Below are 23,881 nucleotides of genomic sequence, written 5' to 3'. Positions count from 1 at the left end.
TCCATCACGATTAAGGTTCCACAAGTTTCAGTATTGTTCAATTTTCAAGGTCCTGTGACCGCTGCCGGTGTCCCGGACAGCTCATTTATTATATCAAATCGTGTTTGCTTTGTCAAGCACTTTTTTGATATTTTTTTGAGCTCTTTTCAGCGGCTCGCTGTCTTTGCGACAGCTTTTTGATTTTATCACATCGCTTTCGGTTTGTCAAGCACTTTTTTGAACTTTTTTCAAACCCTTTGATGTGAACCCGTCCGTGTCGGATCGAGTGAGATTATAATAGCACAAGGTAAAGTTTCCGTCAAGCCTTATTTTACAAAAAGTCACACTTTTAGCAATTCCACTAGTTTTTGTCGGAAATTGTAGAATATTTGACAGCATCTCCTGGTAAGATCACTCTCCCGTCAGTTCCTGACGCATCCATTTGAGGATTTTCCGTTCCCGCCGGGAGATCTGCACCTGTGTGGTATGCAGTACCCTGGCCGTCTCGCTCTGGGTCTTTCCTCCGAAAAACCGAAGCCGGATCAACAGGCGGTCCTTATCCTCCAGTCGCGACATCACTTCATCCAGGCCGATACGCTCTGCCAGTGCCTCCTCCGGCGAATCCACCGGAACGTCCCATTCCTTTTGCCCGTCCTCCTGATCCACCGGTGTCAGAGAAACAACCGGCATGGACGCCTGGATGGATACGGCCACCTGTTCCGGCGTTACCCCCAGTTTCTCAGCCAATTCTGTCAGACTCGGTTCATTGCCGGTCCGCTTGAGGACTCTCTCCCGCTCCGCGGCAACCTTGAGGCCAAGCTCCTTGATGGAACGGCTGACCTTGACGGTCCCGCCATCCCGAAACAGCTTTTTGATCTCCCCGAGGATAACCGGAACTGCATAGGTGGAGAAGCAGACGCCGCGTTCCGGATCAAATCCGTCACACGCCTTGACCAGACCCAGGCATCCGGCCGAATAGAGTTCCTCATATTCGATTCCGCGCCCTGTGAAGCGTCCGGCGCAGGAATGTACCAGGCCCAGATTGCGCTGGATGAACTCGCCCCGGGGCAAAGTGGAAAACAAGGCGGTCGGATTGGGTGTCGTCATAGCGGCAGCCTCCTTTGATAGAATATGTAAGGAGGGCAATCATTTGGTGTCGAGATGTTTGGTCATCGTGACACGGGTTCCCCGGCCAGGCGTGGAGGAGACCCGCACCCTGTCCATGAAGCTCTGCATGACCGCAAAGCCAAGACCCGCGCGTTCATCGGGATTGCCGGTGGTGTACATCGGTTCCATGGCTTTGGCCACATCCGCGATGCCGATGCCCCGGTCAGTAACGGTGATCCGGACCGTTCCGCCTTCGCACAGGGCTGCCGTCATCGTGATGGGCCCGACCGAATCCGGATAGGCATGGACAATGCAGTTGGTCACTGCCTCCGAGACAGCCGTCTTGATGTCAGCAAGCTGCGGCACGGTGGGGTCCGCCTGGGCCAGAAAGGCCGCCAGCGCCGCGCGGGCAAAGCTCTCGTTGACGCTGCGGCTGACAAAGGTAAACTTGACCTGATTGAGCATTTTCATCTGTGAGATCCCCCGATCATACATAATGGATACGCGCCAGATCGAGCATCCGGCGAACGGCTGCGGGTGCGTTCTGTACAGTTAGCCGCCCGCCCAGGCTGCTCATGTGGCGGCCCCGACCGAGAATCAGCCCGACGCCCGAAGAATCCATGAACGTTACGCCGGAAAAGTCCATCGTCAGCAGTTCCGGCATTCTGGCATCCACCTGCGCGTCAATCTCCCGGCGAAGGGACTGGGCTGCATGATGGTCGATCTCGCCGGTCAGATACGCCGCCAGCGTGCCGCCGGCCGGCACAAAGCATACATTTGCCAAGGGGTTGTCCACCTTCTTTACCAATTCATATAAGAAAAAAGCCCTGTATACCGGGTTTGTCCCCAGTATACAGAGCTTTGGATGCGGATTTTGCCGAAACCGGCTGATTCAGTTTTCTGCGAGCTGCAAAAGAAGCGGCCGGGCCTGTGCGGCCAGGTACAGGCTGCCGCAGACCACCACGCCCGCAAGGTTGTGATCGTCGGAATAGCGGATGGCTTTCCGGATGGCCTTGGCCACGTCGGGTTCCGCCTCGGCATCCATATGGAACTTGGCCTCGGCCTGAAGGTCCTCCGCCGTCATCGTGCGGGGGTTGTCCAGCGTGACCGTGAACACCTTTTCAAAGCAGGGCGCAAGGTTTTCCAGCATTTTTTCGTGGTTCTTGTCCCGCAGCAGGCCGATCACGCCCACAAGGTTGCCCTCGTATCCGGCTTCGGACAGTGTCGAAGCCAGCGCCGCCGTACCGTCCGCATTGTGGCAGCCGTCCAGCAGCAACAGAGGATGACGCTGGAGAATCTCGATACGCGCCGGCATACGGGCTTCCCGCAGACCAGCCTCAATCGCCTCATCGGAGATCTCATATCCGTAATTGCGCCACAGCGTCAGGGCGATCTCCACCGCCATCGCCGCATGGTTCGCCTGATGCTTGCCGGGGAACGGCAGCATGACGCGATACCCGCCGTAATCAATATAATTTTCGAGCGGGCGGCAGCGCAGATGCTGCAGATCCTCCGGGTCCGGCACAATCAGCGAAGTATGGGCGTCAGCCGCCGCCGTCAGCAGCGGGCCCATGGCTTCCTCGGGCTGTTCGGGATAGCAGATGACCGCGCAGCCTTCCTTGATGATGCCGGCTTTCTCGGCCGCGATTTCGGCAAGGGTATCCCCCAGCAGTTCGGTATGGTCCAGCCCGATCCGGGTGATGGCTGCCACCAGCGGGGCGGGAATGACGTTGGTCGCATCATACCGGCCGCCAAGACCGGTTTCGAGCACAACAAAATCGCACTTCTCGCGTGCAAACCAGAGCATGGCCACCGCCGTGACCGCCTCAAATTCCACCGGGCCTTCCCCGCCTTCGGCACGGATGGCGTCGGCGGCATCCAGTACCTCCTCGGTCAGTTCGCCCAGCGTTTCGGGAGGGATCAGTTCCCCGTTGATCTGGAACCGTTCCCGGAATTCCAGGACATAGGGGCTGATCGTCAGGCCGGTCTTGTAGCCAGCCTGTTTGAGAATGGAAGCCGTCATGGCGGCAAGGGTTCCCTTGCCGTTGGTTCCGGCGATATGAATACATTTCAGATCCCGCTCGGGATTGCCGAGATGATCGAGCAATGCCTGCATGCGGGTCAGTGCCGCGCCGCTGCCCGGCAGACGCGGCAGGCTGTGAAGGGCCTCAATGGCCTGTTGTTCTGTCATAGAATTTCCCTCCTGTCAGGGTGTTGGGGGCGGTCGTCAAGATCAATACGGTCTTCCCGCTGTTGGCGGAGCAGTTCCTCGAGCTCGGCACGCAGGCGGCGGTTTTCGGTCTTGACGGCATAAAACGCCGTGATGCCGCGCACGATCAGAAGCAGCAGAAGGGCAACAAACAGTCCGACAATCACACCGGAGAAGTCAATCCAGACATCCACCACCGAGGAGCTGCGCCCCGCAATTCGGAGCTGGATCGTTTCATCGGTCAGGGCTGTGGCCAGGCCGCCGAGCAGCGGCCAGCTGACATGCCGGACAAAATGTCGGGTGTAGACCCGCAGGCAGAGCATGAGCAGAAAGCCTTCGAGAAGGAATTCTGCAAAATGTGCGAGTTTGCGCACGACATGTTCCGAGAACGGTCCCAGGTTCACATAGCCCAGCAGCTGGTTAATCTTCTGCATGACGGCATGGCTGCGGGCTGAGGAAATGCTGCCTTCCTGCAGCGAGTTGCGGAAGATGAAGATGATACAGGCGATCAGGGCCGCCGTAAAAAGCACCCGGAATGCAATCAGCCAGGGGCTAGTTTTATGTTCGTTGTATTCCATGGCTACCTCACTCAACGGAATCCGGAACGGACCGCCGCAGGGTGCGCGGCCATCCGCGGAATGTTCTGCTGCCGGGACCTGGCCCGGCGTCAACCTGATTATAGCATCCCCGTCAAGGGATGGCAACAGCCCCCGCGGGTCGGGCGGGGGCTGTTGCAGGATCGCATCGCGGTCGTTTACTGAATGAATGCGTCGTGGATGGCGGCGACGGCCTTGTCGGCGTCCGCCTTGTCGATGATGACGCTGATCTTGATCTCGCTGGTGGAGATCATATGAATGTTGATGTTCTGGTTATACAGCGCCTCAAACATCGTGGACGCAACGCCGGGGTGGCTCTGCATACCGGCACCAACCACACTGACCTTGGCAACGTCACGGTTGATGGTGACTTCCCCGCCGCCGAAACGGCTCTTGCTGGCGTTGAGCACCGTGAGAGCGGATTCCGATTCACCCTTGGGGCAGGTGAAAATCACGTCCTTGCACTGGTCACGGCCGGAAGACTGCAGGATGATGTCCACATTGATGTTCTTCTGTGCCAGCAAGCTGAAGACCTTGAAGGACATTCCGGGCACATCGGGGACTCCGAGAATCGAGATGACGGCGACGTCCTCATCCTTGGCGACGCCTTTGATCAGCATACCTTCCACTTTCGTTTCCTCCTTAACAATGGTACCGGGCACCGGATTCATGCTGGACAGAACTTCCAGCTCGACGCCGTATTTTTTGGCAAGTTCCACACTGCGGTTGTTGAGCACCTGTGCGCCCAGGGATGCCAGTTCCAGCATCTCGTCAAAGGTGATTTCCTTCAGGCGGGTGGCTTTGGGAATTTTGCGGGGATCGGCGGTATAAACGCCTTCCACGTCGGTGAAGATCTGGCAGCGGTCCGCATGCAGCGCCGCGGCCAGCGCCACGGCGGAGGTATCGCTGCCGCCGCGGCCCAGGGTGGTGATGTCGTCCGAACGGTTGAGGCCCTGGAAACCGGCCACGACCACCACACGGTTGCGGGCCAGTTCACTCTCGACACGCTCGGTGTTCAGGCGTTTGATGCGCGCCTTGGTATAGGCACGGTCGGTGGCAAAGCCGGCCTGCCAGCCGGTCAGGCTGATGGCCGAGACACCGATCTCCTGCAGTGCCATCGTGAGAAGCGCAATGGAGATCTGCTCACCGGTGGAGAGCAGCATATCCATCTCGCGGTGGGACGGATCGCTGGTGATCTCGGCCGCCTTGGCAATCAGATCGTCGGTGGTGTCGCCCTGGGCCGAGACCACGACGACCACGTCGTTGCCCTGGTTGCGGGTGTTGGCGACGATCCGCGCCACATTGAAGATGCGGCTGCGGTCACGGACTGATGTACCGCCAAATTTTTGTACGATAAGACCCATACAAGTATTCCTCCCTCATTATTCCACCGTCGCGCCCACGTTGTCGGGAAGCAGGCGGTAAACGGTAAAATGCTTCAGTTTTTCACTCTGCGGCAGAAGTTCCCGGGCATTGTCGAAGAACTCCTCATCATCGCGCGGAACCACGGCCATAATGGTGGGACCGGCTCCCGAGATATAGACCGCAAGCGCGCCCAGGTCCTGCGCCAGTTCCACCATCTCTTCCCCGCCGTCAATGAGGGGCAGACGGTATTTCTGGTGCAGCGAGTCCTTGGTGGCCACGCCGAGCAGGCTGTAATCGCCGTCGCAGAAGGCAGCCGTCGCCAGTGCCGCCCGCGACAGATTGTACACGGCATCCTTATGGCTGACCATCGCGGGCAGCGCGGCGCGCGCCTTGGAGGTCAGCAGCCGGAAATCCGGGACGAAAGCGGCAAACGCCAGCTGTTCATCAATGTTTTTCTTGACGCTGTACACCTGACCCTCGTCAAAGACGCTGGTCACGAAGCCGCCGAGCATGGCGGGGGCGACATTGTCGGGATGGCCTTCAATGGCCGTGGACAGGGTCAGCATCTGGCGGCTGGTGAGCTTGTTGCCCAGCAGCGCGTTGGCGCCGAGAATTCCCGCTACAATACAGGCCGAACTGGAACCGAGGCCGCGGGCCATGGGGATGTCGTTGCGCTGGGTAATGCGCAGGCCGCGCAGCGGAATGCCGAGCTGGTCATAGACGGCCCGGGCACTGCGGTACACGAGGTTGTTCGCACCGGTGGGAACGTGGGTGCCATCCACTGAGGAGATGCGGATGCGGTCGCACTCCTCAAAGGTAAAGACGTTGTGCATCGAGAGGGCCAGGCCCAGGCTGTCAAATCCGGCGCCCACGTTGGCGCTGGTGGCAGGTACGGTTACGGTAACCATGATGTTTGACTCTCCTTCCGGGCAGATCCGCGGTTATTCCGACAGCATCCGGAGGACCAGCGAAAGGGTCCCGCCCAGGACGCTCAGTTTTTCCTTGACAAGCGCCAGATCGGCCGGCGATGCCGAGCGGATCAGATAGGCCGCCGTATCGCCATGGTCGCTGACCAGGGTTCCGGGACCGGCCACGCTGGACAGCATGGCGGCCGGCACGCCGGAAGTGCGGATATAGCAGGCGCAGGGGGTGTCGTCGCTGAGCATTCCGTCCAGCTTTTCCGCCGGTTTCCAGAACAGGCTGTCATGAACCTTGCTGCCTTCCTTGAGCGCATCGATGACATCGGCCACCACGGCGCTGGCGGTGGGCAGTTTGCCCGCGCCCTTGCCGTAAAAGACCACATCGCCCAGCATATCGCCCTTCATGAGCACCGCGTTGAAAACATCATTGACGCCGGCCAGCTGGTTGGAATTGGGCACCAGCATCGGCTCCACCCCCGCTGCCACGCCGTTGTCGGGCTTTTCCCGGTACCAGGCGATGAGCTTGACGGCACAGTCCAGCTTTTCGGCGGCTTCGATGTCCTCCGGGGTGATGTCCCGGATGCCGCGGGTGGGAATGTTGTCGGGGTAGAGATGATGACCGCAGGCCAGGCTGCCCAGAATGGCGATCTTGCGGCAGGCATCCCGGCCGTCCACGTCGTCGCCGGGGTCCTTGGTCTCGGCATAGCCCAGCTGCTGGGCAATCTTGAGGGCTGCGGCGAAATCCATGCCTTCCCGCTTCATCTTGGTCAGCATGAAGTTGGTGGTGCCGTTGACAATGCCCTGAATCTCACTGATATGGTTGGCGGCCAGGCACTGATGCATCGGGGTGATGATCGGCGTGCCGCCGCCGACGCTGGCTTCAAACAGGAAGGCCACGCCGTGCTCCCGCGCCAGGGCAAGCAGCTCGGCGCCGTAGGTGGCGACCATCTCCTTGTTGGAGGTGCAGACGCTGCGCCCGCTTTCGAGGCAGCGCCGCACATAGGGATAGGCAAACCGTGTGCCGCCGATCGTCTCGACCACCACACGGATTTCCGGATCTGCCAGAATGACATCCAGATCCTTGGTAAAAAGCGCCGCGTCGGGTGAGTCGGAAAAATCCCGCACGTCAAGAATATACTTGACCTCCACGGGCTCCCCGGCGCGCCGTGCAATGGATGCCGCATTGCGGCGGCAGACTTCCAGCACACCGCTGCCGACCGTTCCAAATCCCATGATTGCAATTTTCGCCATTGTCTTCTCTCCCCTGTTCTGCCGGGCCCGTCACCGGTCCCCGCTTATTCTATGCACCGTATCTGCGAAATGCCGCTGCAAAACTCAGGTGCCGCGGTGTACTTCCACCACATAAGGCTGCCGCGCCAGTTTGACAAGCATTTCCTCGACCGTCATCTGCATCGTGCCGGTCCGGACCGTCAGCTCCACCTGTGCCGTGCCGTTTTCCGGCCGGGACTGGGTGATCGTGACCACCGAGGCGCCCGCCGCCGAGATGCCGGTGAGCAGACTCTGCAAAGCACCGGTCTTATCCAGCAAGGTGGCAATCACCGTGATGGCCTCCCGTCCGGTTTCGGCGTCAAAGACGAAGTCCTTGTACTTATAAAAAGCACTGCGGGAGATGCCCGCCTGCCGTGCTGCTGTGGAAATGCTGGTGACACTTCCCGAAGCCAGCAGTTCCTTTGCTTGCAGCACCTTGAGGAACACATCCGGCAGAACGGAACTGTCCACCAGCAAAAAACGTCGCTCAGCCACAGTTGTTTCCCTCCTGAACACAGTTGTTTTTGTGACAGAGATTATCATACCACAACCCTCGGAAGGATGCAAGAGGTTTCGGCAGAAGGAGCGGTTTTTGGGCAGGATGCACAGCGGTCAACCGCAAGCGCCGGGCGGTTTTCGGCCGATTGCCGGTGATGGACATTGTATTTTATAGAAAAACACCTTGCCCGCATATGGCGGACAAGGTGTTTGGATCATGACGGGATCAACCGGCCCAAGGGATGTCTCCGCTCTGGTTGGCGGAGTCCTCCACCGCCTGCGTTGCAGGGTCGAGGGTTCCGGTTGTGGGTTCGGTGGTGGATGCGTAGCTGCTGTCGGGCAGGTTATCGTCGGTATAATAACCGGTCATGCCGCCGCTCGAGACCAGCGCACCCGTGGTGGTATTGAACTGGTATTCCTTGACGTTGTCATCAAAGTAGAACGCCTTGTACGCCTTGTCGGCCTGCGCCGCTTCCATGAACTGCTTGAAGGCACGCTGCGTCGGTTTGCCGGAGTTGCCCAGCGAGCTGCCATTGACATTGTACATGCTGTACGGTTTGTCATAGCCCCACCAGACAGCGGTGCAGTAATACGGAGACAGACCGCAGAAGGTGTAATCCTTGAAGTCCGAAGTCGTACCGGTCTTACCGACGGTATCGATTCCGTTGACATCCGGCTTCATGCCGGCAGCCGTACCGGGCGACACCCAGAGGTTGCTGAGCAGGCGGTTCATGATGGTCGCCGTGGAAGGATCGATGGCCTGGACGGTGGTGACCCGCTGGGAGTTATCCAGATAGAGGTTGCCGTCCGAGTCATAGATCTCGGTCCAGAAGTGCGGCGTCGTGAACTTGCCGTCGTTGAAGATCTGATAGGCACCGGCCAGCTCGACCAGCGTCAGGCCCTGGCTCTGGGAGCCCAGAACCATAGGTGCCAGATCGACGTCGGTTTCGGGGTCAAGATGCGTGCAGTTCAGCGTATCGTGGGCAAAGGTGAACATTTCCTCGGCGCCGACATAGGAGCCGATCCAGACTGCAACGGTGTTGTAGGAACGGCGCAGCGCGTCGTAGACGAGCATGTTTTCGCCGTTGCCGCCGGCACCGCCGTAGTTGGTGGGCCAGTCACGCCAGACATCGTCGCGGGCCTGGTTGGCCGCATTGGAGGCATCGGTGGAGAGTCCCAGCTTGAGGCAGTAATCGGTGTTCAGGACCTTATGGTCGCTCTTGAGGTAGTACGGGGCGTCCGCGATCGGGCGGGAATAGTTGATGATATGGCTGTCCAGCGCCAGGCAGTACGCGGCGATGGGCTTCATGGTGGAACCGGTCTGATGCGGGATGGTGGCGCGGTTGGTGCCGCGGTCCACCGTCTTTTCGCCCAGGCCGCCCACAATGGCGACAACCTCACCGCGGTGGCCGTCCTCCATACTGATGGAGCACATGGCCGCCTGGGTGCGGACCGACTCATAGAACTGGATATACTGTCCGTCATCCGTCTTGCCGGTCTTGTAGGTACCGGTCTCCTCATCGGAGTAGACCGGGACATCGTCCGAGGAGAATACCGAGCTGCCATCCGGGTTCAGCGGGCGGTTCTCTTCATCGTAGGTGATTTCACTGCCGACGGGGATGGAAGAATCCACCGCTTCCTCATGCCACAGGGCCGGGAACAGTTCCCCGTCACCGGTATCCTCGTTGAGCATGATCTCCTCCATGGCGTTCTGGGCCGTCTGGTCCAGCGTGGAGTAAATCCGCAGGCCGTCCGAGAAGATGATCTCCTGTGCTTCGGATTGCGTGCAGCCCTCTTTTTCCATGATGGCCTGCACCACATCCTCAAACAAGGCATCGTCAAAATACGAGTTGTTGGAAGTGCGGGTCACGCGCTCGGTCATCGTCTTGCTTTCGGCCAGCGTGATGGGTTCCGCCTGGGCGGCGGCGCACTCTTCCTCGGTGATATAGCCCTGGTTGCGCATCTCGGCCAGCACATGGTTGCGGCGGACCGTGAGCATCTCGGGGTTGGTCGCCGGATTGTACCGCTTGGGGTTCTTGGTGATGGATGCCAGGATGGCACACTCGGACAGCGTCAGATCCTCGACGTGTTTGCCGAAGTACTCGTTGGCGCCCGCCTCCATGCCGTAGATCGTGCCGGTCAGCGGGATCGTGTTGAGGTAGGCTTCCAGAATGGTTTCCTTGCTGTACCGGTTGCACAGGCCGATGGCACGGAAGATTTCACGCACCTTCCGCATGATGTCCTGCTCATCGTCGCCGGTCAGGTTCTTGATGAGCTGCTGTTCCAGCGTGGATGCACCCTGACGGGAACCCAGCAGGGCGCCGCCGGTGAATTCGTTGAGAGCAGCCGCGATGGTACGTTTGATATTGATGCCGGGCTCATTCATGAAGTCCTTGTCTTCGATGGCAATGACCGCATTCTGCAGGTCTTCCGGCATCGCGGAAAGCTCACGCCAGATTCGGTTGTTCTCACCGGCGAAATAGTTTTCCTCATTGCCATCACGGTCATAGACGATGGACGTCTGCTTGAGCTTCTGGTTGTCCAGGTCCAGCTTGCCTTCCGGATCCTCGGTGACCTGCACCACATACATGGCCAGGAACACGGCGGCAACGCTGCCCATCATCACGCAGATGCACAGAAAACATCCGATGCCGCGCAGAATCATGCGCGGGATGCTGCGTTTTTTGGAGTTCTTCTTTTTCTTTTTTCCGTTCCGAGCGGAAGTTGCGGCATTTTCCGGGCCTTTTGCGCCCTGCATGGAAAGATGCCGTTCCTGTTTGGGGTCTATGGGGACCGCCTCCTTATGGAATATTGCAAGACAGGTGACCGGTTGCCCGTCACCGGGGATGGCACAACATCATAGATTGAATTATATCACAAAGTATTGCCAAAAGTACAGGGGCACACAAAGAAATTTCATCTTTTTGAAGTTTGGGGCGGGTGTTTTCGGCAATACTGGTTGCAGGAGCGCCGATTTTTATTTGTGAAATTTACAAAAGGAGGGGCTTTGCCATGCGTCACGATCTGCCCCGGGGATTCAAAATTTATCTTTCCGTGCTGGGTGCGCTTGCCGTTTTGTGCATTGTGACGGCGGTGGTCTGGTTTGCCGTCAGCGCGCGCCGGGCGCCCGATCAGCCGCAGTATCTGCTCAAGGACAACGCCGGCCGGGTGGCACTGTATGCCGCCGACGGCACTGGTCCGCTGGCGCAGTATGACATTTATACCCGGCTGCTGCCCGAATCCGATGCCCTGGCGCTTGAACGGGGCGTCGCCGTACAGGATGAGGCCGAGCTGCAGCGGATGCTGGAGGATTACGGACTGTGAGGGTTTGCAGCTTTTCTCTTGTTTTGGGGCGGGATTTATGGTAGACTGTGACTGTAAATCTAGCAATAAGGAGTGTTTTCCATGACCGAACAGGAAATTCTGGAAGCCGTACAGGATATCTTCCGCGACAATTTTGATGACGACAGCCTGGTGATCACCCGCGAGACCTGCGCCGATGACATTGAGGACTGGGACAGCCTGGAGCAGATCAACCTGCTGACTGCGATTGAAAAGAAATTCAACATCAAGTTCAAGCTGGCCGATGTCCGCAATCTCAAGGATGTGGGCGATCTGCTGGACCTGGTCAAACGGATGGCGGGCTGAGCCATGAACCATTATACACTCGCCGACATGCAGCCCGGCCTGACCGAGAGCTTCACCGTCACGATCACCGAGGAGATGATGGACCGGTTCGCGGCCATCACGGGGGATGTCTCCCCCATCCATATGGATGCCGACTACGCCCGGGGCCGCGGGTATCCGGGCCGGGTTGTCTACGGCATGCTGGCGGCCAGTTTCTTTTCCACCCTCGCGGGTGTCTATCTGCCCGGGGAGCACTGTCTGCTCCACAGTGTGGACTGTCGGTTTGCCAAGCCGATCTTTATCGGGGATACGCTGACCGTGACCGGCACCGTCGTGAATGTGAGTGAAGCCGTCGCCGAAGCGGAGATCAAGGCCGTCATCACCAATCAGGACGGCAAACGTGTGACCCGCGGCATCGTCAAGGCGGGGCTTGCAAAATAAACAAAGGAAGTGGCTGACCATGGCCTGTACTTATCTGATTACCGGTGCCACCAGTGACGTGGGCACCACGCTCATCCGCCGGCTGCTGACCGAAGCGCCGCAGGAGGAGCGCCTGATCCTGGCGCAGGGGTGCGGGGACCTGAACAAACTCGCACCGCTGATGCAGGAGTTTCCGGGCAAGATCCGTCCGTATGATGTGGATCTGTCCGATCCGGCCAAGGTGGAGACCTTCTGCCGTCTGCTGCAGGCCGATGCGCCCGCCCCCACCCACTTTGTGCATCTGCCGGCGCTGCCCGTCGTGAATGTCAAGTTCAAGAACTTTGATGAGGAACGGGTGCTCAAGGACTGGGAGATTCAGCTTCACAGTGCCATCAAGATCTGCAAGAGCATTCTTCCGGCCATGACCAAGGCCAAGTTCGGGCGGCTGCTCTTCATCCAGACGAGCTACACCATCGGCTGTCCGCCGCGGTTTACGGCCGCCTATGTGATGAACAAGAGCGCTCTGGGCGGGCTGGTCAAGAGTCTGGCCGTGGAATATGCCCGGTTCGGTGTGACGGTCAACTGTGTGGCGCCCAGCATGATGGAAACGCATTTCCTGAAGGATACGCCGGATCTGATTGTCAAATCCTCGGCCGAGGAAAATCCGATGGGCCGCAACGCCACGCCGGAGGATGTGGTTCCGGCGATGGCTTTCCTGCTCAGCGAGGAAGCCCGGTTCATCACCGGGGTGACTCTGCCCATCACGGGAGGGTCCGCCATTGTCTGAGCCGGTCTTTCGTCTGGCCCGTCCCGGGGAGGGACCGGCCATCACAGCGTTCATCAACGCCCACTTTGATCTGCGTCTCCCGCTGCTCAACCGGCGGGAGTTTTATCAATTCTATTATGAAGCACAGCCCGCTCCCCGCTTTGCCGTAGCCGAGCAGGACGGGCAATATCTGAGTGCAGCCGGGTATCTGCCTGCCAGTCTGTACGAGCACCCCGACATCTGGGTTTCGGTCTGGGTCGCCGCGCCGGGCCACAACGGCGTGGGGCTTTCCCTGATGGACGCCCTGCCGGGTCTGGTGGGGGCACGGGTCGTGGCCTGCAACAACATCCGCGCGAATACCTGTGTGCTCTACCGGTTCCTGGGATGGCAGGCCGAGCGCCTGCCGCACTACTACCGACTCGGGCTCCGGGCTGCCGTGGGCACCGAGCTGGCGGTACCGGGCAAGGATTCGGCCCGACTGCCGGTGACCCGCGACCTGGCACTGACCCGTGTGCCCGATGCCGCCGCGCTGGAAGCGCTGGGCCTGCCCGAAACGCCCCACACGCCGCACAAGGATCTGTGGTACCTGCGCCGCCGCTACTTTGAATATCCGCACTTCACCTATGATGTGTGGGCGGCCTGCGAGGCCGGCCGCCTGCTGGGCTATGCGGTCACCCGCACCGTCCCCGCCGCCGACACCGGCTGTGTGCCTGTGGTGCGGCTGGTGGATTTTATCGGGCCGGATTCCCTGCTGCCCCGCATCGGCGGAGCGCTGGACGGCATCCTGCGCGATACCGGGGCCGAATACATGGACTGCTACAACGCCGGCATTGCGCCGGAAGTATGGGCAGCGGCCGGGTTCTGTGAGCGCCGCGAGGGCGATGGGACGGTCATTCCCAATTATCTGACGCCGCCGCTGCGGGAAAATACCGAATATTATTATTTCACCAACCAGCCCGAACAGTTTGTGCTGTTCAAGGCCGACGGCGATCAGGATCGCCCCAACCTCCCGTGTGACTGAGGATGCCTGTGACAGGAAATCCGGGTCGCGGCCAGGCGGTGTGACCGCCGCTGCGAGGCTGTGCCGGTTCAGTATCCGACGAGTACGCCTTGTGCGAGGTCTGCGTTTTTCGCAGGCTGCGCACAGGGCGTTTTGTTTTGCTCTGAAAAAACTTTCCGAACGGGCTTGACTTTCCCGGAAAGTGTTGTATTATTGTATTAAGCTCTTAATACAATAATACAAGGAGGGAAGTCCATGGACTGGAACATCACCGCCGGCAGGCCGGTGTATCTGCAGCTTGTGGAACAGCTGGAACTTGCCGTGATCACGGGGGTTTATCCTCCGGGGGAGAAAGTTCCGCCGGTACGGGAACTGGCCGCCGAGGCGGGAGTCAATCCCAACACGATGCAGCGCGCTTTGCAGGAGCTGGAAGCGCGCGGACTGATGGAGAGCCGGCGAACCGCCGGGCGGACCGTCACGGCGGATGCTGCCCGTCTGAAGGAGCTGCGGCACCAGCGGGCGGCCGCACAAGCCAAGGCATTTATGGAAGAGATGGAGGCACTGGGTCTTACCAAGGACGAGGTCCTGCATCTGTTGGAAGAGGAGGAATGATCTGTGGACGCAATTTTTACCGTCAACCATCTGCAGAAGCGGTTCGGATCTCACGAAGCGCTGCGGGATGTGAACTTTTCGCTGGCCCCCGGCAAACTGGTGGGCCTGCTGGGCCCCAACGGTGCCGGCAAATCGACGCTGATCAAATGTGCCATGGGGCTGCTGATGCCGTCACAGGGCCAGATCCTGATCAGCGGCCGGCAGCCGGGCCCGCAGACCAAGGCGGTGACCGGGTATCTGCCCGACCGCATGGCCCTGCCGACCGGATTCCGTGTCTGCGACGCCGTAGCCCTTTACCGGGATTTCTTTGCGGATTTTGACGAGGTCAAGGCTGCGACAATTCTGCGGGACCTCAAGCTGGACGATCTGCAGCGCATCGGCGCGATGAGCAAGGGCACCCAGGAAAAACTGCAGCTGTGTCTGGTGATGAGCCGCCATGCCAAGCTGTATCTGCTCGACGAACCGCTGGGCGGCGTCGATCCGGCGGCCCGGGACTACATTCTGCACACCATTCTGCGCAATTACAGCGAGGATTCCACGGTGATGCTCTCGACCCATCTGATCGGCGATATTGAAAAGGCCCTGGATGAGGTGGTCATCCTCAAAGAAGGCTGTGTCCTGACCCATCAGGGCGTGGACGAGCTGCGGGAAGAACAGGGCATGAGTGTGGATGAATATTTCCGGGAGGTATTTCGATGCTGAAAAAACTGCTGAAAATTGAGTTCCGGAGCATCAGCCGGACCTTGCTGCCGCTGATGTCCGGCGTGCTGCTGCTCTGCCTGGTGACCAGACTTCTGAAACTGGCGAGTGATACCTTTTCTTTCTGCAATGACAACCCTCTGTTCCGGATTCTCCTGTCCCTGACAAGCGTTGTGACAGCGCTGGGTCTGGCGGCAGCTGCCATCGTCTGCGTGATTCTGTGTCTGGCCCGGTTTTACCGGATGCTGGGTCAGGAAGGCTATCTGATGCTGACGCTCCCGGTGACGATGACCCAGCAGATTGCCGCCAAACTGATTGCAGCGCTCTGCTCCAGTGCCGTGACCCTGGTCTTTCTTCAGCTCTGCGGCCGGGTTGTGACCGGTTCGGACATCAATATCAACTTTGAGTTCGGCCTTCCCTCGGTTCAGGCTGTGCCGGCCATGCTGATGCTGTTTGTGATTCTGCTGCTGGTTGCGGCCGGATGGTTCCTGTTCGCCTATCTCTGCATTGCCATCGGCAGCCATTGGTCCCAGCAGCGCCTTGTCGGGAGTATCCTTGTCTATATCGTCCTGTCGTTCATTCTCCAGATTGCGGCGATTGCGGTGGTCATCCTTCTCGCCTTTTTCTCCATCAAGAGTTCCCTGATCCCTGTGTTCAATACCTGGGTTGCCGATCAGCCCACGCTGGCACTGTATCTGATACTGGGTGTATGCCTCTTGATTTGTGCGGCAATTGATGCTATTCTGTGGGCAGTTACCCAGTATCTCCTGACGCACAAACTCAATCTGCCGTAAACAACGGCCCACACCGTAGGAGGAACCGATGGAAAAACGACCGTATGTCTGCCCCAAATGCGGCTGCCGCGAGTACGAGTCCGACCGTCTGCAGGCGACCGGCGGCAACTTTGCCAAACTCTTTGATGTTCAGAACAAGAAGTTCGTGACCATCAGCTGCTGCAACTGCGGCTACACCGAGCTGTACCGCCAGACCGGCGGCGAGGGCTGGGATGTTCTGGATTTCTTCTTGGGCGGCTGACAATCGAAAAACCGGCGCGGAGCATGGCTCCGCGCCGGTTTTTTTGTTATCTCTCTGTTTTTTTGCCAAGGTTGCGGGTGGCCACAATGTCCACCCCGGTTCCAGCCGCATTGCGGACGATCTTCTGGCCCAGCGCGACCGGGGCGGGCACAACCAGCCCGTCCAGCGCTGCCATCACCGCAAAGATCTGCCGCTTGGGGACCGGTGCTTCGGTCTTGACCGGGCAGCGGGGATAGATTCCGCCCGAGACGGCCACTGTGCTGGTGACCACACGGGTGGGATTGCGGCATTCCTCCCGCCCATATTCGGCACCGCGGGGGCAGCTGTTTCCGGTGACCGCATAGTCAGCTTGTTCATCCACCGAAAGGCGGCAGCCCTTGGGGCAGCAGATACAGACCAGTTCACGCATTTGCTCTTCACGCCCCTTTCACGCTGACGGTCAGTTCCCCGTCGGCTTTGTGCAGCAGTACCTCCGGAATCCGGATCTGCTCCATCTCTCCGGGCGCCAGATGGTCCCGGGAAAACCGGGCAATGGGTTGCCCTTGGGAGGTCACCTCAATGACGCTGCGTCCGAGCGGGCGCCGTACCCGGAAAAAGACTTCCACTGGGCCCGGAGTGCCCGTGCGGATGCGCTGCGGTACCGTATAGCTCACGCCGTCACCGTTGTGCACCGTCAGGAATGGTGTCTCCGAGGTTCCGCCCTGCAGCACATACGCCGCGGCGGACCGGCCCGCCAGTTCGCTTTCCGCCGTCACATAATCCACCAGGTCATGGACCTGCAGCACGTTGCCGCAGGCAAAGATGCCGGGGCATTCGGTTTCCCGGTTTTCGTAGACCACCGCGCCTTTGGTGCGGTCATCCAGCGGAATGCCCGCCGCCCGCGTCAGTTCGTTTTCCGGCACCAGCCCCACCGAGAGCAGCAGCGTATCACAGTCGAATTCCTGTTCGGTGCCCGGGATGGGGCGGCGGTTCTCATCCACCTGCGAGACCGTGACGCCGGTGACACGGTTTTCGCCGTGAATTTCGGTGACAGTGTGGGAGAGCAGCAGCGGAATGTCGTAATCCTGCAGGCACTGCACAATATTGCGCATCAGGCCGCCCGAGTAGGGCATGACTTCCACGCAGGCAAGGACTTTGGCACCTTCCAGCGTCATCCGGCGGGCCATGATCAGCCCGATATCCCCCGAGCCGAGGATGACGACCCGCCTGCCGGGCATCTGGCCTTCGACGTTGACATAGCGCTGGGCCGCCCCGGCCGTGAGGACACCCGCCGGACGGGTGCCGGGGGTTCCGATCGCACCGCGGGTCCGTTCCCGGCAGCCCATGGCCAGGACGATGGCATCGGCCGTCACATCGCAGAAGCCGCGGCGGCGGTGGACAAACTGGACATGTTTGTCCGCCGTGACCGAAAGGACCATGGCGTCGGTAAGCAGCTCGGCGCCGGTATGGGCCAGCTGGTCTGCAAAGCGGCCGGCATATTCGGGACCGGTGAGTTCCTCGCCGAAATGGTGCAGGCCAAACCCGTTATGGATACACTGGTTGAGGATTCCGCCGGGTTCCGAGTCCCGCTCCAGCACAAGGATGCGGCGCAGACCGGCATCCCAGGCGCTGACGGCCGCCGCCAGCCCCGCCGGGCCCGCGCCGACCACAATCAGTTGATAGTCTGCCATCTGTCATTCCTCCCTGCTCTGTTTGGTCGGTCCGAAGAGAATCCGGCTGCCCGCCTTTTCCTGCAAAATTTCTTCGGGCGGAAGACCGAGTTCCCGTGAAAGGATCTCAACGACCCGCGGCCCGCAGAAACCGCCCTGGCACCGGCCCATGCCGGCGTTGACGCGACGTTTGACGCCGTCCACCGAGACGGGCGGGATCGGTGTGTGCAGGCAATCCAGGATCTCGCCTTCGGTGACGGTCTCGCAGCGGCAGATCACCCGACCGTAGGCCGCATTGCGGCGGATGCAGTCGTTTTTCTGCTGCGGTGAAAGTTCCCGGAAGCGCAGCCGCTGCCGATGATTGATAAAATCGTCCCGCCGGGCCAGGCTCAGTCCGGCTTCGGCCAGCAGTCCGGCCGCGTATTCCCCGATCGCGGGTGCCGCCGACAGGCCCGGCGATTTGATGCCGGCGAGATCCAGAAATCCCGGTGCGGCAAATTCCACAATGAAATCCGGGCGATCTGTCACGGCCCGCACCCCCGCAAAGCTGCGGATGGCCGCGCGCAGGTCCACACCGGGAACACTGCGGCGCGCCGCAGCCGCGACGGCTTCCAGTCCGCGGGCCGTGGTGGCCGTGCTGGGTTCGCGCTCGGGTTCCGCGGTCGGACCGATCAGGCAGTTGCCGTGGACGGTCGGTGTGACAAGCACGCCCTTGCCGGCCCGCGTGGGGCATGGAAAGACCGTACAGCCTACCCGTGTTCCCTCGCTCTTGTCGAGCAGATAATATTCTCCGCGGGTGGGAATGGTATGGAAGGCGGGCGGTGCCGCCAGATTGTGAACCGCTTCGGCTCCGAGGCCCGCTGCATTGACCACGAACCGCGCCTCCACCGCACCGGCCGTCGTGTCCAGCTGCCAGCCTTCCGAGAGCTGCCGGGCCGCGGTGACCCGGGCGCTGCGGAGCAGCGTTGTGCCGTTGCGCACCGCCGTCTCCGCCATAGCCAGCGCATACTCCCAGGGGCTGACGATGGCGGCCGACGGCGCCCACAGGGCCGCCACCACCTCAGGGCTGAGATTCGGTTCCCGGGCGCGGACCTGCGCCCCCGTGAGAATTTCCAGCCCCGGCACACCGTTGGCATGGCCCCGTTCAAGCAGCCGCTGCAGATGGGCACGGTCCGCATCATCAAACGCGAGGACCAGGCTGCCGCACTGCCGGCGCGGCACATCCAGCGCCCGGCAGATCTGCTCGGCCATCACCACACCCCGGACGTTCAGTTTTGCCATCAGGGTGCCGGGTTCGGGGTCATAGCCGGCATGGAGGATGGCGCTGTTGGCCTTGGTCGTTCCCGCGGCCACGTCGTTCTCGGCTTCCAGGATGACCGTCGAAACACGGTATCGCGCCAGCTCATAGGCAACCGCTGCGCCGACCACGCCGCAGCCGATGATCGCAACATCATACATGAGAAACGCTCCTTCTCTCTTCCCGCCTGTCTCTTACTCCCGGCCGCTGCGGGTCCGCTCCACCGCATCTTTCCAGCCCGCATAGAGCCGGGCCGCCTTTTCGGCAGGCATCTGCGGCGTAAACAGCCGGTCCAGCGTCCAGCTGGCCTTGATTTCTTCCCGGTCCTGCCAGACACCGGTGGCCAGGCCCGCCAGATAGGCAGCGCCCAGCGCCGTGGTTTCCCGGATCATCGGGCGGCGGACCGTCACCCCGGTGATGTCGGCCTGGAACTGCATCAGCAGCCCGTTGGCCGAGGCACCGCCGTCCACCTTGAGTTCATGAAGGGTCAGGCCGGTATCGGCCTGCATCGCATACAGCACATCCGCGCTCTGGTAGGCGATGGACTCCAGCGCCGCGCGGATCAGGTGATTGCGCCCCGCACCGCGGGTCAGCCCGAAGATGGCGCCCCGGGCATACATATCCCAGTAGGGCGCGCCCAGCCCGGTGAAGGCCGGCACAATGTACACGCCGTCACTGTCCGGAACTTTGCCCGCAAAATATTCACTGTCGGCACTTTCCCGGATCAGGCCCAGCTCATCCCGCAGCCACTGGATGACGGCACCGCCGACAAAGACGCTGCCTTCGAGGGCATATTCCACCTGACCGCCGAGATCGACGGCAATCGTGGAAACCAGGCCGTTGCGGCTGTCAAACACCTGACGGCCGGTATTCATCAGCATGAAGCAGCCTGTCCCGTAGGTATTTTTGACATCTCCCGGCGCAAAGCAGGTCTGCCCGAACAGCGCCGCCTGCTGGTCGCCCGCCGCACCCGCAATGGGGACCGCGACGCCGCCCAGGTTGCAGGTACCGTAGATTTCGCTGCTGCTCCGGACTTCCGGCAGCATGACGGCGGGAATGTTGAGCGCCCGACAGATTTCCTCATCCCAGCACAGGGTATGGATATTGTACAGCATCGTCCGGGCGGCATTGGTCGCATCGGTGACATGGACTTCCCCGCCGGTCAGCTTGTAGATCAGCCAGGAATCCACCGTTCCGAAGGCCAGTTCCCCCGCCTCGGCGCGCGCCTGGCCGTTTTCGATATGGTCAAGAATCCAGCGCAGTTTAGTGGCGGAATAGTAGGCATCGGGCAGCAGTCCCGTCTTGGCGCGGATTGTCTCGGCGGGAAGACGCTGCACAAGTTCCTCCACCAGAGGCGCCGTGCGCCGGCATTGCCAGACGATGGCGTTGCAGACGGGGCGGCCGGTGGCGCGGTCCCACACGACGGTCGTCTCGCGCTGGTTTGTGATGCCGATGCCGGCAATCTCAGAAGGCTCGATGCCCGCCCGCGCAATGACCTCGGTCATCACCCCGTACTGACAGCTGTAAATTTCCATCGGGTCATGCTCGACCCATCCGGGCTGGGGATAGTGCTGGGTAAATTCTCGCTGTGCCACCCCCACAATATTCTGCCGGCTGTCAAACAGAATGGCGCGGCAGCTGGTGGTGCCCTCATCCAGCGCGATCAGATAGTTTTTCACTCGGGGTCCCTGCCTTTCGGATTCAGTTTATATACGGTCCTGCAGCCAGTCCAGAAGATAGGCAAACACGTCTTCCCGGTTGCACTCGTTGTGCAGTTCATGGCGGCAGTCTTCCCAGATTTCACAGGTCAGGTCCTCCACGCCGGCATCGCCCAGCATGGTCCAGACCTGCCGCACGCCGGCACCGTAGTCTCCCACCGGGTCCTCGGCCCCCGAGAGGAGCAGCACCGGCAGGTTTTTGGGAATCCGCCGCGCCCATTGCCGGGTACTCACATGGCGCAGCACGGCAAGCATCTCACGGTAGGTTCCCACCGTGAACCGGAAGGTGCACAGTGGGTCGCGGTCATAGGCCTCCACCACCGCCTTGTCCCGTGTGAGCCAGTCATTCGGCGAGGTGGCTCCCGGGATGCGCTTGCAATATCCGCCGAAATTCAGCCGGACCATCAGCGGGGAGACATAAGTTTCCCCGCGCACCGTGGCGATGGCTGCGGCCAGCCCCTCCCCGACGGTATTGAGAAAGGACGGCCCTGCGGTTCCGCTGAGAATCAGGCCCCGGATGGTCTCGGGCCAGGTTTCGGCATACCAGCGGGCATAGAAGCTGCCCATGCTGTGACCGTACAGAAAGACCGGAACCTCCGGCAGCTTTTCCTTGAGCAGTCCGTTCATGATGCGCAGGTCGCGCAGCAGATAATGCCGTCCGTTGGGCACGCCGTAATGGCCGTACTCGCCCGGAGAGGCGGTGTCCCCATGGCCCAGGTGATCATGGCCCGCCAGCGCGATGCCGTGCGCCGCAAACCAAGCGGCCATCGGCTCGTACCGGCGCACATATTCACACATACCGTGGCTGAGCTGCAAAACGGCCCGCACCGGCACATCCGGTCTTGTGTACAGAAAGGCGGCACAGCGATGGACGGTGTCTGAGGAGGGAAAGGAAAAGGTTTCACAGTGCAGGTTCGGCATGGCGGACGCTCCTTTACAGATGGCTTATCATCAGTTTACCATTTTCTTTTCCCATTCTCAACCAATTTTGTGGATTTTGTGCAAAAACGGCAAAGAAAAAGCCCTTCCCCGGAGGGAAGGGTCTTGAATCTGTTCAGGACTGCTGTTCACGCGCGGCACATTCACTGCAAAGGCCGAACACCGTCAGGCTGAATTCCTCCGCCTTGATACCGGGGCAGGCCTTGACGAGTTCCTCGAGCTTGTCGTCGGGGATGGAAATGCTTTCCACCTTATGGCAGACGCGGCAATACAGATGCTGGTGGTCGTCGGATTTGCTTTCAAAGCGATCTGCTTCGCCGGGAATGGAGACGCGGCGGATCTTTCCGATTTCAACAAGGGTATTCAAATCCCGATACACCGTTCCCAGGCTCAGACGAGGGCAGTCGGCGCGAAGAGAAGTGCAGATTTGTTCTGCGGTGGGATGGTCACTGCGGGACAATACCTCCCGCAGAATCAGCTCCCGCTGATGTGAGTAACGCATGGTCAAAGTCTCCTTACTAAAATTGTTTCACCCGCCGAGCGGGCGGCTTCCTTCATGAAGCAAACACAATCCAACTTAATTGCATTGTACTAGATGCCAATACCTTTTGTCAACTGTCGAAAATGTGTCGATTTTGCGAAAAAAGAGACCAGGTCCGACTATTGATTTTGCCCCTTATCAGGAAGAGAATGTAATAGGGTCCATTCTTCCGACGGCCGTGCGGTTCCTCAGATCAGCTTTGTATACAATTATCATATGTAAATCGCAGGATGGGAAAAAAATCCATATGCTTGTATTTCGATCGGTATTATTTTTTTTTCATGGCATCCCCCTTGATGCGCTGCCAGTAGGCAGCGGCGGCCTGCTCATTCTTGTTGTCGCCGAAGGTGTAATACACCCGGTCGCGGATGGCATCCGGCAGATACTGCTGGTCCACCCAGTGATGGGGATAGCTGTGTGCGTAATGATAATTCTGACCCTTGACCAGGGCATCCTCGCCGTCAAAGTGTTTGTTCTGCAGCTGCCGCGGGATGGGTCCGCTCTTGCCGGCCTTGACATCCGCCATGGCGGCGTTGATGCCGTTGTAGGCGGAGTTGGACTTGGGGCTGGTGGCAACCAGCACCACCGCGTCGGCCAGCGGAATGCGGGCTTCCGGCAATCCCAGCATATTGGCGGCATCCACCGCCGCCTTGACAATGGGGATGATCTGGGGATATGCAAGCCCCACATCCTCACAGGCGCAGACCATCAGGCGGCGGCAGGCGCTGGGCAGGTCCCCGGCTTCGAGCAGTCGGGCCAGATAATGCAGCGCGGCATCGGGGTCCGACCCACGCATGGATTTCTGGTAGGCGGAGACAATGTCGTAATGGTCGTCCCCCAGTTTGTCGTACCGCATGGCCGTGTGCTGGGCCACCTGGGCCACCATATCCAGTGTGACGGTGCGGTTGCCGTCCTGCACCGGCGCGGCGGTCACGGCAAATTCCAGGTTGCCCAGCGCCTTGCGCATATCCCCGCCGGCGCTCTGGGCAAGATATGCCAGCGCATCGTCGGGGATTGTGACGGTGATGCCGTCCGCCTCCCCCAGCCGGGCTGCCGCATTGCGAAGACCCTGTTCAATATCCTCGGCGGTCAGCGCCTTGAATTCAAACACCGTACAGCGGGACAGCAGGGCGTTATACACATAGAAATACGGATTTTCGGTGGTGGAGGCAATCAGGGTGACCGTCCCCTGTTCCACACATTCCAGCAGGCTCTGCTGCTGCCGCTTGTTGAAATACTGGATCTCGTCCAGGTACAGCAGAATCCCGCCCACCGCGCCGAGGGTTCCGATATCGGACAGAACACTCTTGATGTCTCCGGTCGAGGCCGTCGTGCCGTTGAGCTTATGCAGACGCATCCCGCTGTTGGCCGCAATGATCCCGGCGACGGTGGTTTTGCCCACCCCGGAAGGGCCGTAAAAAATCATATTGGGAATCTTTCCGCTCTCAATGGTACGGCGGAACACGCAGCCGGGCGCCAGCAGATGACGCTGGCCGCAGACTTCGTCCAGCGTGCGGGGACGCAGGCGCTGAGCAAGTGGTTCCATCTCGATACACCTCACTTTTTTCATTTCTACCTTGAATTATAGACGGTATCCATGATAGAATCAAGCCAGATAACAGGAAAAGAGCGATC

The 23,881-nt window shown here is 60.1% G+C and carries 27 protein-coding genes; 10 read left to right on the top strand and 17 right to left on the bottom strand.

Annotated elements, in window-relative coordinates; genetic code table 11:
- Positions 1-180, top strand: a 180-nt coding sequence (locus tag U0L91_RS02890; protein WP_330044725.1) for a hypothetical protein, incomplete at its 5' end; no start/stop codon positions are given.
- A 210-nt stretch (positions 181-390) separates the two neighbouring features.
- Here the strand turns inward: U0L91_RS02890 and U0L91_RS02885 are convergent.
- The 10 genes from U0L91_RS02885 to U0L91_RS02840 form a co-directional block, all read right to left on the bottom strand.
- Complete coding sequence (locus tag U0L91_RS02885; RefSeq protein ID WP_330044724.1) at positions 391-1,086, bottom strand: sigma-70 family RNA polymerase sigma factor; 696 nt, start codon at positions 1,084-1,086, stop codon at positions 391-393.
- A 39-nt stretch (positions 1,087-1,125) separates the two neighbouring features.
- Complete coding sequence (spoIIAB, locus tag U0L91_RS02880; RefSeq protein WP_330044723.1) at positions 1,126-1,557, bottom strand: anti-sigma F factor; 432 nt, start codon at positions 1,555-1,557, stop codon at positions 1,126-1,128.
- Between the two features lie 16 nt (positions 1,558-1,573).
- Entirely contained in the window at positions 1,574-1,870 is a 297-nt protein-coding gene (locus tag U0L91_RS02875; RefSeq protein ID WP_330044722.1) for an anti-sigma factor antagonist, read from the bottom strand.
- 108 nt (positions 1,871-1,978) lie between these two features.
- Positions 1,979-3,277, bottom strand: a complete 1,299-nt coding sequence (locus U0L91_RS02870) for a bifunctional folylpolyglutamate synthase/dihydrofolate synthase (protein WP_330044721.1) — start codon at positions 3,275-3,277, stop codon at positions 1,979-1,981.
- The gene (locus U0L91_RS02865) at positions 3,274-3,873 is read right to left on the bottom strand and encodes a VanZ family protein (RefSeq protein WP_330044720.1); all 600 of its coding nucleotides are present in this window, start codon (positions 3,871-3,873) and stop codon (positions 3,274-3,276) included. Before U0L91_RS02865 ends, U0L91_RS02870 begins: the two co-directional genes overlap by 4 nt.
- 176 nt (positions 3,874-4,049) lie before the next feature.
- Positions 4,050-5,255, bottom strand: coding sequence for an aspartate kinase (locus tag U0L91_RS02860; protein ID WP_330044719.1), 1,206 nt, complete (start codon positions 5,253-5,255; stop codon positions 4,050-4,052).
- Between the two features lie 18 nt (positions 5,256-5,273).
- The gene (gene thrB / locus U0L91_RS02855; protein ID WP_330044718.1) at positions 5,274-6,164 is read right to left on the bottom strand and encodes a homoserine kinase; all 891 of its coding nucleotides are present in this window, start codon (positions 6,162-6,164) and stop codon (positions 5,274-5,276) included.
- Between the two features lie 33 nt (positions 6,165-6,197).
- Complete coding sequence (locus U0L91_RS02850; RefSeq protein WP_330044717.1) at positions 6,198-7,427, bottom strand: homoserine dehydrogenase; 1,230 nt, start codon at positions 7,425-7,427, stop codon at positions 6,198-6,200.
- A gap of 84 nt (positions 7,428-7,511) precedes the next feature.
- Positions 7,512-7,940 carry an ACT domain-containing protein gene (locus tag U0L91_RS02845; RefSeq protein ID WP_330044716.1) on the bottom strand — a complete coding sequence of 143 codons (429 nt, stop codon included), beginning with the start codon at positions 7,938-7,940 and terminating at the stop codon, positions 7,512-7,514.
- Between the two features lie 229 nt (positions 7,941-8,169).
- The gene (locus U0L91_RS02840) at positions 8,170-10,608 is read right to left on the bottom strand and encodes a transglycosylase domain-containing protein (protein ID WP_330044715.1); all 2,439 of its coding nucleotides are present in this window, start codon (positions 10,606-10,608) and stop codon (positions 8,170-8,172) included.
- 347 nt (positions 10,609-10,955) lie between these two features.
- Here U0L91_RS02840 and U0L91_RS02835 point away from each other — a divergent pair, with 347 nt between their 5' ends.
- The 9 genes from U0L91_RS02835 to U0L91_RS02795 all read left to right on the top strand — a co-directional run bounded on the left by U0L91_RS02835 (position 10,956) and on the right by U0L91_RS02795 (position 16,102).
- A complete protein-coding gene (locus tag U0L91_RS02835) occupies positions 10,956-11,267 on the top strand; it encodes a hypothetical protein (RefSeq protein ID WP_330044714.1) in 312 nt (103 codons plus the stop codon).
- Positions 11,268-11,348: 81 nt separating this feature from the next.
- A complete protein-coding gene (locus U0L91_RS02830) occupies positions 11,349-11,591 on the top strand; it encodes an acyl carrier protein (RefSeq protein WP_330044712.1) in 243 nt (80 codons plus the stop codon).
- A 3-nt stretch (positions 11,592-11,594) separates the two neighbouring features.
- Positions 11,595-12,011, top strand: coding sequence for a MaoC family dehydratase (locus U0L91_RS02825; protein ID WP_330044710.1), 417 nt, complete (start codon positions 11,595-11,597; stop codon positions 12,009-12,011).
- 19 nt (positions 12,012-12,030) lie between these two features.
- Positions 12,031-12,777, top strand: coding sequence for an SDR family NAD(P)-dependent oxidoreductase (locus U0L91_RS02820; protein ID WP_330044709.1), 747 nt, complete (start codon positions 12,031-12,033; stop codon positions 12,775-12,777).
- Positions 12,770-13,777, top strand: a complete 1,008-nt coding sequence (locus U0L91_RS02815) for a hypothetical protein (protein ID WP_330044708.1) — start codon at positions 12,770-12,772, stop codon at positions 13,775-13,777. Before U0L91_RS02820 ends, U0L91_RS02815 begins: the two co-directional genes overlap by 8 nt.
- 234 nt (positions 13,778-14,011) lie before the next feature.
- Entirely contained in the window at positions 14,012-14,368 is a 357-nt protein-coding gene (locus tag U0L91_RS02810) for a GntR family transcriptional regulator (protein ID WP_330044707.1), read from the top strand.
- Between the two features lie 3 nt (positions 14,369-14,371).
- The gene (locus tag U0L91_RS02805) at positions 14,372-15,070 is read left to right on the top strand and encodes an ABC transporter ATP-binding protein (protein WP_330044706.1); all 699 of its coding nucleotides are present in this window, start codon (positions 14,372-14,374) and stop codon (positions 15,068-15,070) included.
- A complete protein-coding gene (locus U0L91_RS02800; RefSeq protein ID WP_330044705.1) occupies positions 15,064-15,861 on the top strand; it encodes a hypothetical protein in 798 nt (265 codons plus the stop codon). The genes U0L91_RS02805 and U0L91_RS02800 overlap by 7 nt, the downstream gene beginning before the upstream one ends.
- Before the next feature lie 28 nt (positions 15,862-15,889).
- Positions 15,890-16,102, top strand: a complete 213-nt coding sequence (locus U0L91_RS02795) for a zinc ribbon domain-containing protein (RefSeq protein WP_330044704.1) — start codon at positions 15,890-15,892, stop codon at positions 16,100-16,102.
- A 46-nt stretch (positions 16,103-16,148) separates the two neighbouring features.
- On the opposite strand, the gene U0L91_RS02790 is transcribed toward U0L91_RS02795, so the two are convergent.
- The 7 genes from U0L91_RS02790 to U0L91_RS02760 form a co-directional block, all read right to left on the bottom strand.
- A complete protein-coding gene (locus U0L91_RS02790) occupies positions 16,149-16,511 on the bottom strand; it encodes a DUF1667 domain-containing protein (protein ID WP_330044702.1) in 363 nt (120 codons plus the stop codon).
- Between the two features lie 7 nt (positions 16,512-16,518).
- Complete coding sequence (locus U0L91_RS02785; RefSeq protein ID WP_330044700.1) at positions 16,519-17,772, bottom strand: NAD(P)/FAD-dependent oxidoreductase; 1,254 nt, start codon at positions 17,770-17,772, stop codon at positions 16,519-16,521.
- A 3-nt stretch (positions 17,773-17,775) separates the two neighbouring features.
- Positions 17,776-19,209, bottom strand: coding sequence for an NAD(P)/FAD-dependent oxidoreductase (locus U0L91_RS02780; RefSeq protein ID WP_330044698.1), 1,434 nt, complete (start codon positions 19,207-19,209; stop codon positions 17,776-17,778).
- 33 nt (positions 19,210-19,242) lie between these two features.
- A complete protein-coding gene (gene glpK / locus U0L91_RS02775; RefSeq protein ID WP_330044696.1) occupies positions 19,243-20,727 on the bottom strand; it encodes a glycerol kinase GlpK in 1,485 nt (494 codons plus the stop codon).
- A gap of 27 nt (positions 20,728-20,754) precedes the next feature.
- A complete protein-coding gene (locus tag U0L91_RS02770; RefSeq protein WP_330044694.1) occupies positions 20,755-21,687 on the bottom strand; it encodes an alpha/beta fold hydrolase in 933 nt (310 codons plus the stop codon).
- 133 nt (positions 21,688-21,820) lie between these two features.
- Entirely contained in the window at positions 21,821-22,207 is a 387-nt protein-coding gene (locus U0L91_RS02765) for a Fur family transcriptional regulator (RefSeq protein ID WP_330044693.1), read from the bottom strand.
- A gap of 307 nt (positions 22,208-22,514) precedes the next feature.
- Positions 22,515-23,792: a replication-associated recombination protein A gene (locus tag U0L91_RS02760; RefSeq protein WP_330044691.1), complete on the bottom strand. Its 1,278-nt coding sequence runs from the start codon at positions 23,790-23,792 to the stop codon at positions 22,515-22,517.
- Between the last annotated feature and the right edge of the window lie 89 nt (positions 23,793-23,881).

Source organism: Gemmiger sp., from assembly GCF_036306485.1.
Lineage (GTDB): Bacteria > Bacillota > Clostridia > Oscillospirales > Ruminococcaceae > Gemmiger.
Note: the sequence above shows the minus strand (reverse complement) of the source record. Positions and strands in the feature narration are given on the sequence as shown.

Bases quoted from the DNA above. Each gene is read 5' to 3' on its own strand.
- U0L91_RS02800 (WP_330044705.1), top strand. From the start codon at position 15,064: ATGCTGAAAAAACTGCTGAAAATTGAGTTCCGGAGCATCAGCCGGACC.
- U0L91_RS02830 (WP_330044712.1), top strand. From the start codon at position 11,349: ATGACCGAACAGGAAATTCTGGAAGCCGTACAGGATATCTTCCGCGAC.
- U0L91_RS02780 (WP_330044698.1), bottom strand. From the start codon at position 19,209: ATGTATGATGTTGCGATCATCGGCTGCGGCGTGGTCGGCGCAGCGGTT.
- U0L91_RS02760 (WP_330044691.1), bottom strand. From the start codon at position 23,792: ATGGAACCACTTGCTCAGCGCCTGCGTCCCCGCACGCTGGACGAAGTC.
- U0L91_RS02770 (WP_330044694.1), bottom strand. From the start codon at position 21,687: ATGCCGAACCTGCACTGTGAAACCTTTTCCTTTCCCTCCTCAGACACC.
- U0L91_RS02860 (WP_330044719.1), bottom strand. From the start codon at position 5,255: ATGGGTCTTATCGTACAAAAATTTGGCGGTACATCAGTCCGTGACCGC.
- U0L91_RS02865 (WP_330044720.1), bottom strand. From the start codon at position 3,873: ATGGAATACAACGAACATAAAACTAGCCCCTGGCTGATTGCATTCCGG.
- thrB (WP_330044718.1), bottom strand. From the start codon at position 6,164: ATGGTTACCGTAACCGTACCTGCCACCAGCGCCAACGTGGGCGCCGGA.
- U0L91_RS02810 (WP_330044707.1), top strand. From the start codon at position 14,012: ATGGACTGGAACATCACCGCCGGCAGGCCGGTGTATCTGCAGCTTGTG.
- U0L91_RS02795 (WP_330044704.1), top strand. From the start codon at position 15,890: ATGGAAAAACGACCGTATGTCTGCCCCAAATGCGGCTGCCGCGAGTAC.
- U0L91_RS02840 (WP_330044715.1), bottom strand. From the start codon at position 10,608: ATGATTCTGCGCGGCATCGGATGTTTTCTGTGCATCTGCGTGATGATG.
- U0L91_RS02765 (WP_330044693.1), bottom strand. From the start codon at position 22,207: ATGCGTTACTCACATCAGCGGGAGCTGATTCTGCGGGAGGTATTGTCC.
- U0L91_RS02820 (WP_330044709.1), top strand. From the start codon at position 12,031: ATGGCCTGTACTTATCTGATTACCGGTGCCACCAGTGACGTGGGCACC.
- U0L91_RS02850 (WP_330044717.1), bottom strand. From the start codon at position 7,427: ATGGCGAAAATTGCAATCATGGGATTTGGAACGGTCGGCAGCGGTGTG.
- U0L91_RS02825 (WP_330044710.1), top strand. From the start codon at position 11,595: ATGAACCATTATACACTCGCCGACATGCAGCCCGGCCTGACCGAGAGC.
- U0L91_RS02835 (WP_330044714.1), top strand. From the start codon at position 10,956: ATGCGTCACGATCTGCCCCGGGGATTCAAAATTTATCTTTCCGTGCTG.
- U0L91_RS02790 (WP_330044702.1), bottom strand. From the start codon at position 16,511: ATGCGTGAACTGGTCTGTATCTGCTGCCCCAAGGGCTGCCGCCTTTCG.
- spoIIAB (WP_330044723.1), bottom strand. From the start codon at position 1,557: ATGAAAATGCTCAATCAGGTCAAGTTTACCTTTGTCAGCCGCAGCGTC.
- U0L91_RS02870 (WP_330044721.1), bottom strand. From the start codon at position 3,277: ATGACAGAACAACAGGCCATTGAGGCCCTTCACAGCCTGCCGCGTCTG.
- U0L91_RS02785 (WP_330044700.1), bottom strand. From the start codon at position 17,772: ATGGCAGACTATCAACTGATTGTGGTCGGCGCGGGCCCGGCGGGGCTG.
- U0L91_RS02885 (WP_330044724.1), bottom strand. From the start codon at position 1,086: ATGACGACACCCAATCCGACCGCCTTGTTTTCCACTTTGCCCCGGGGC.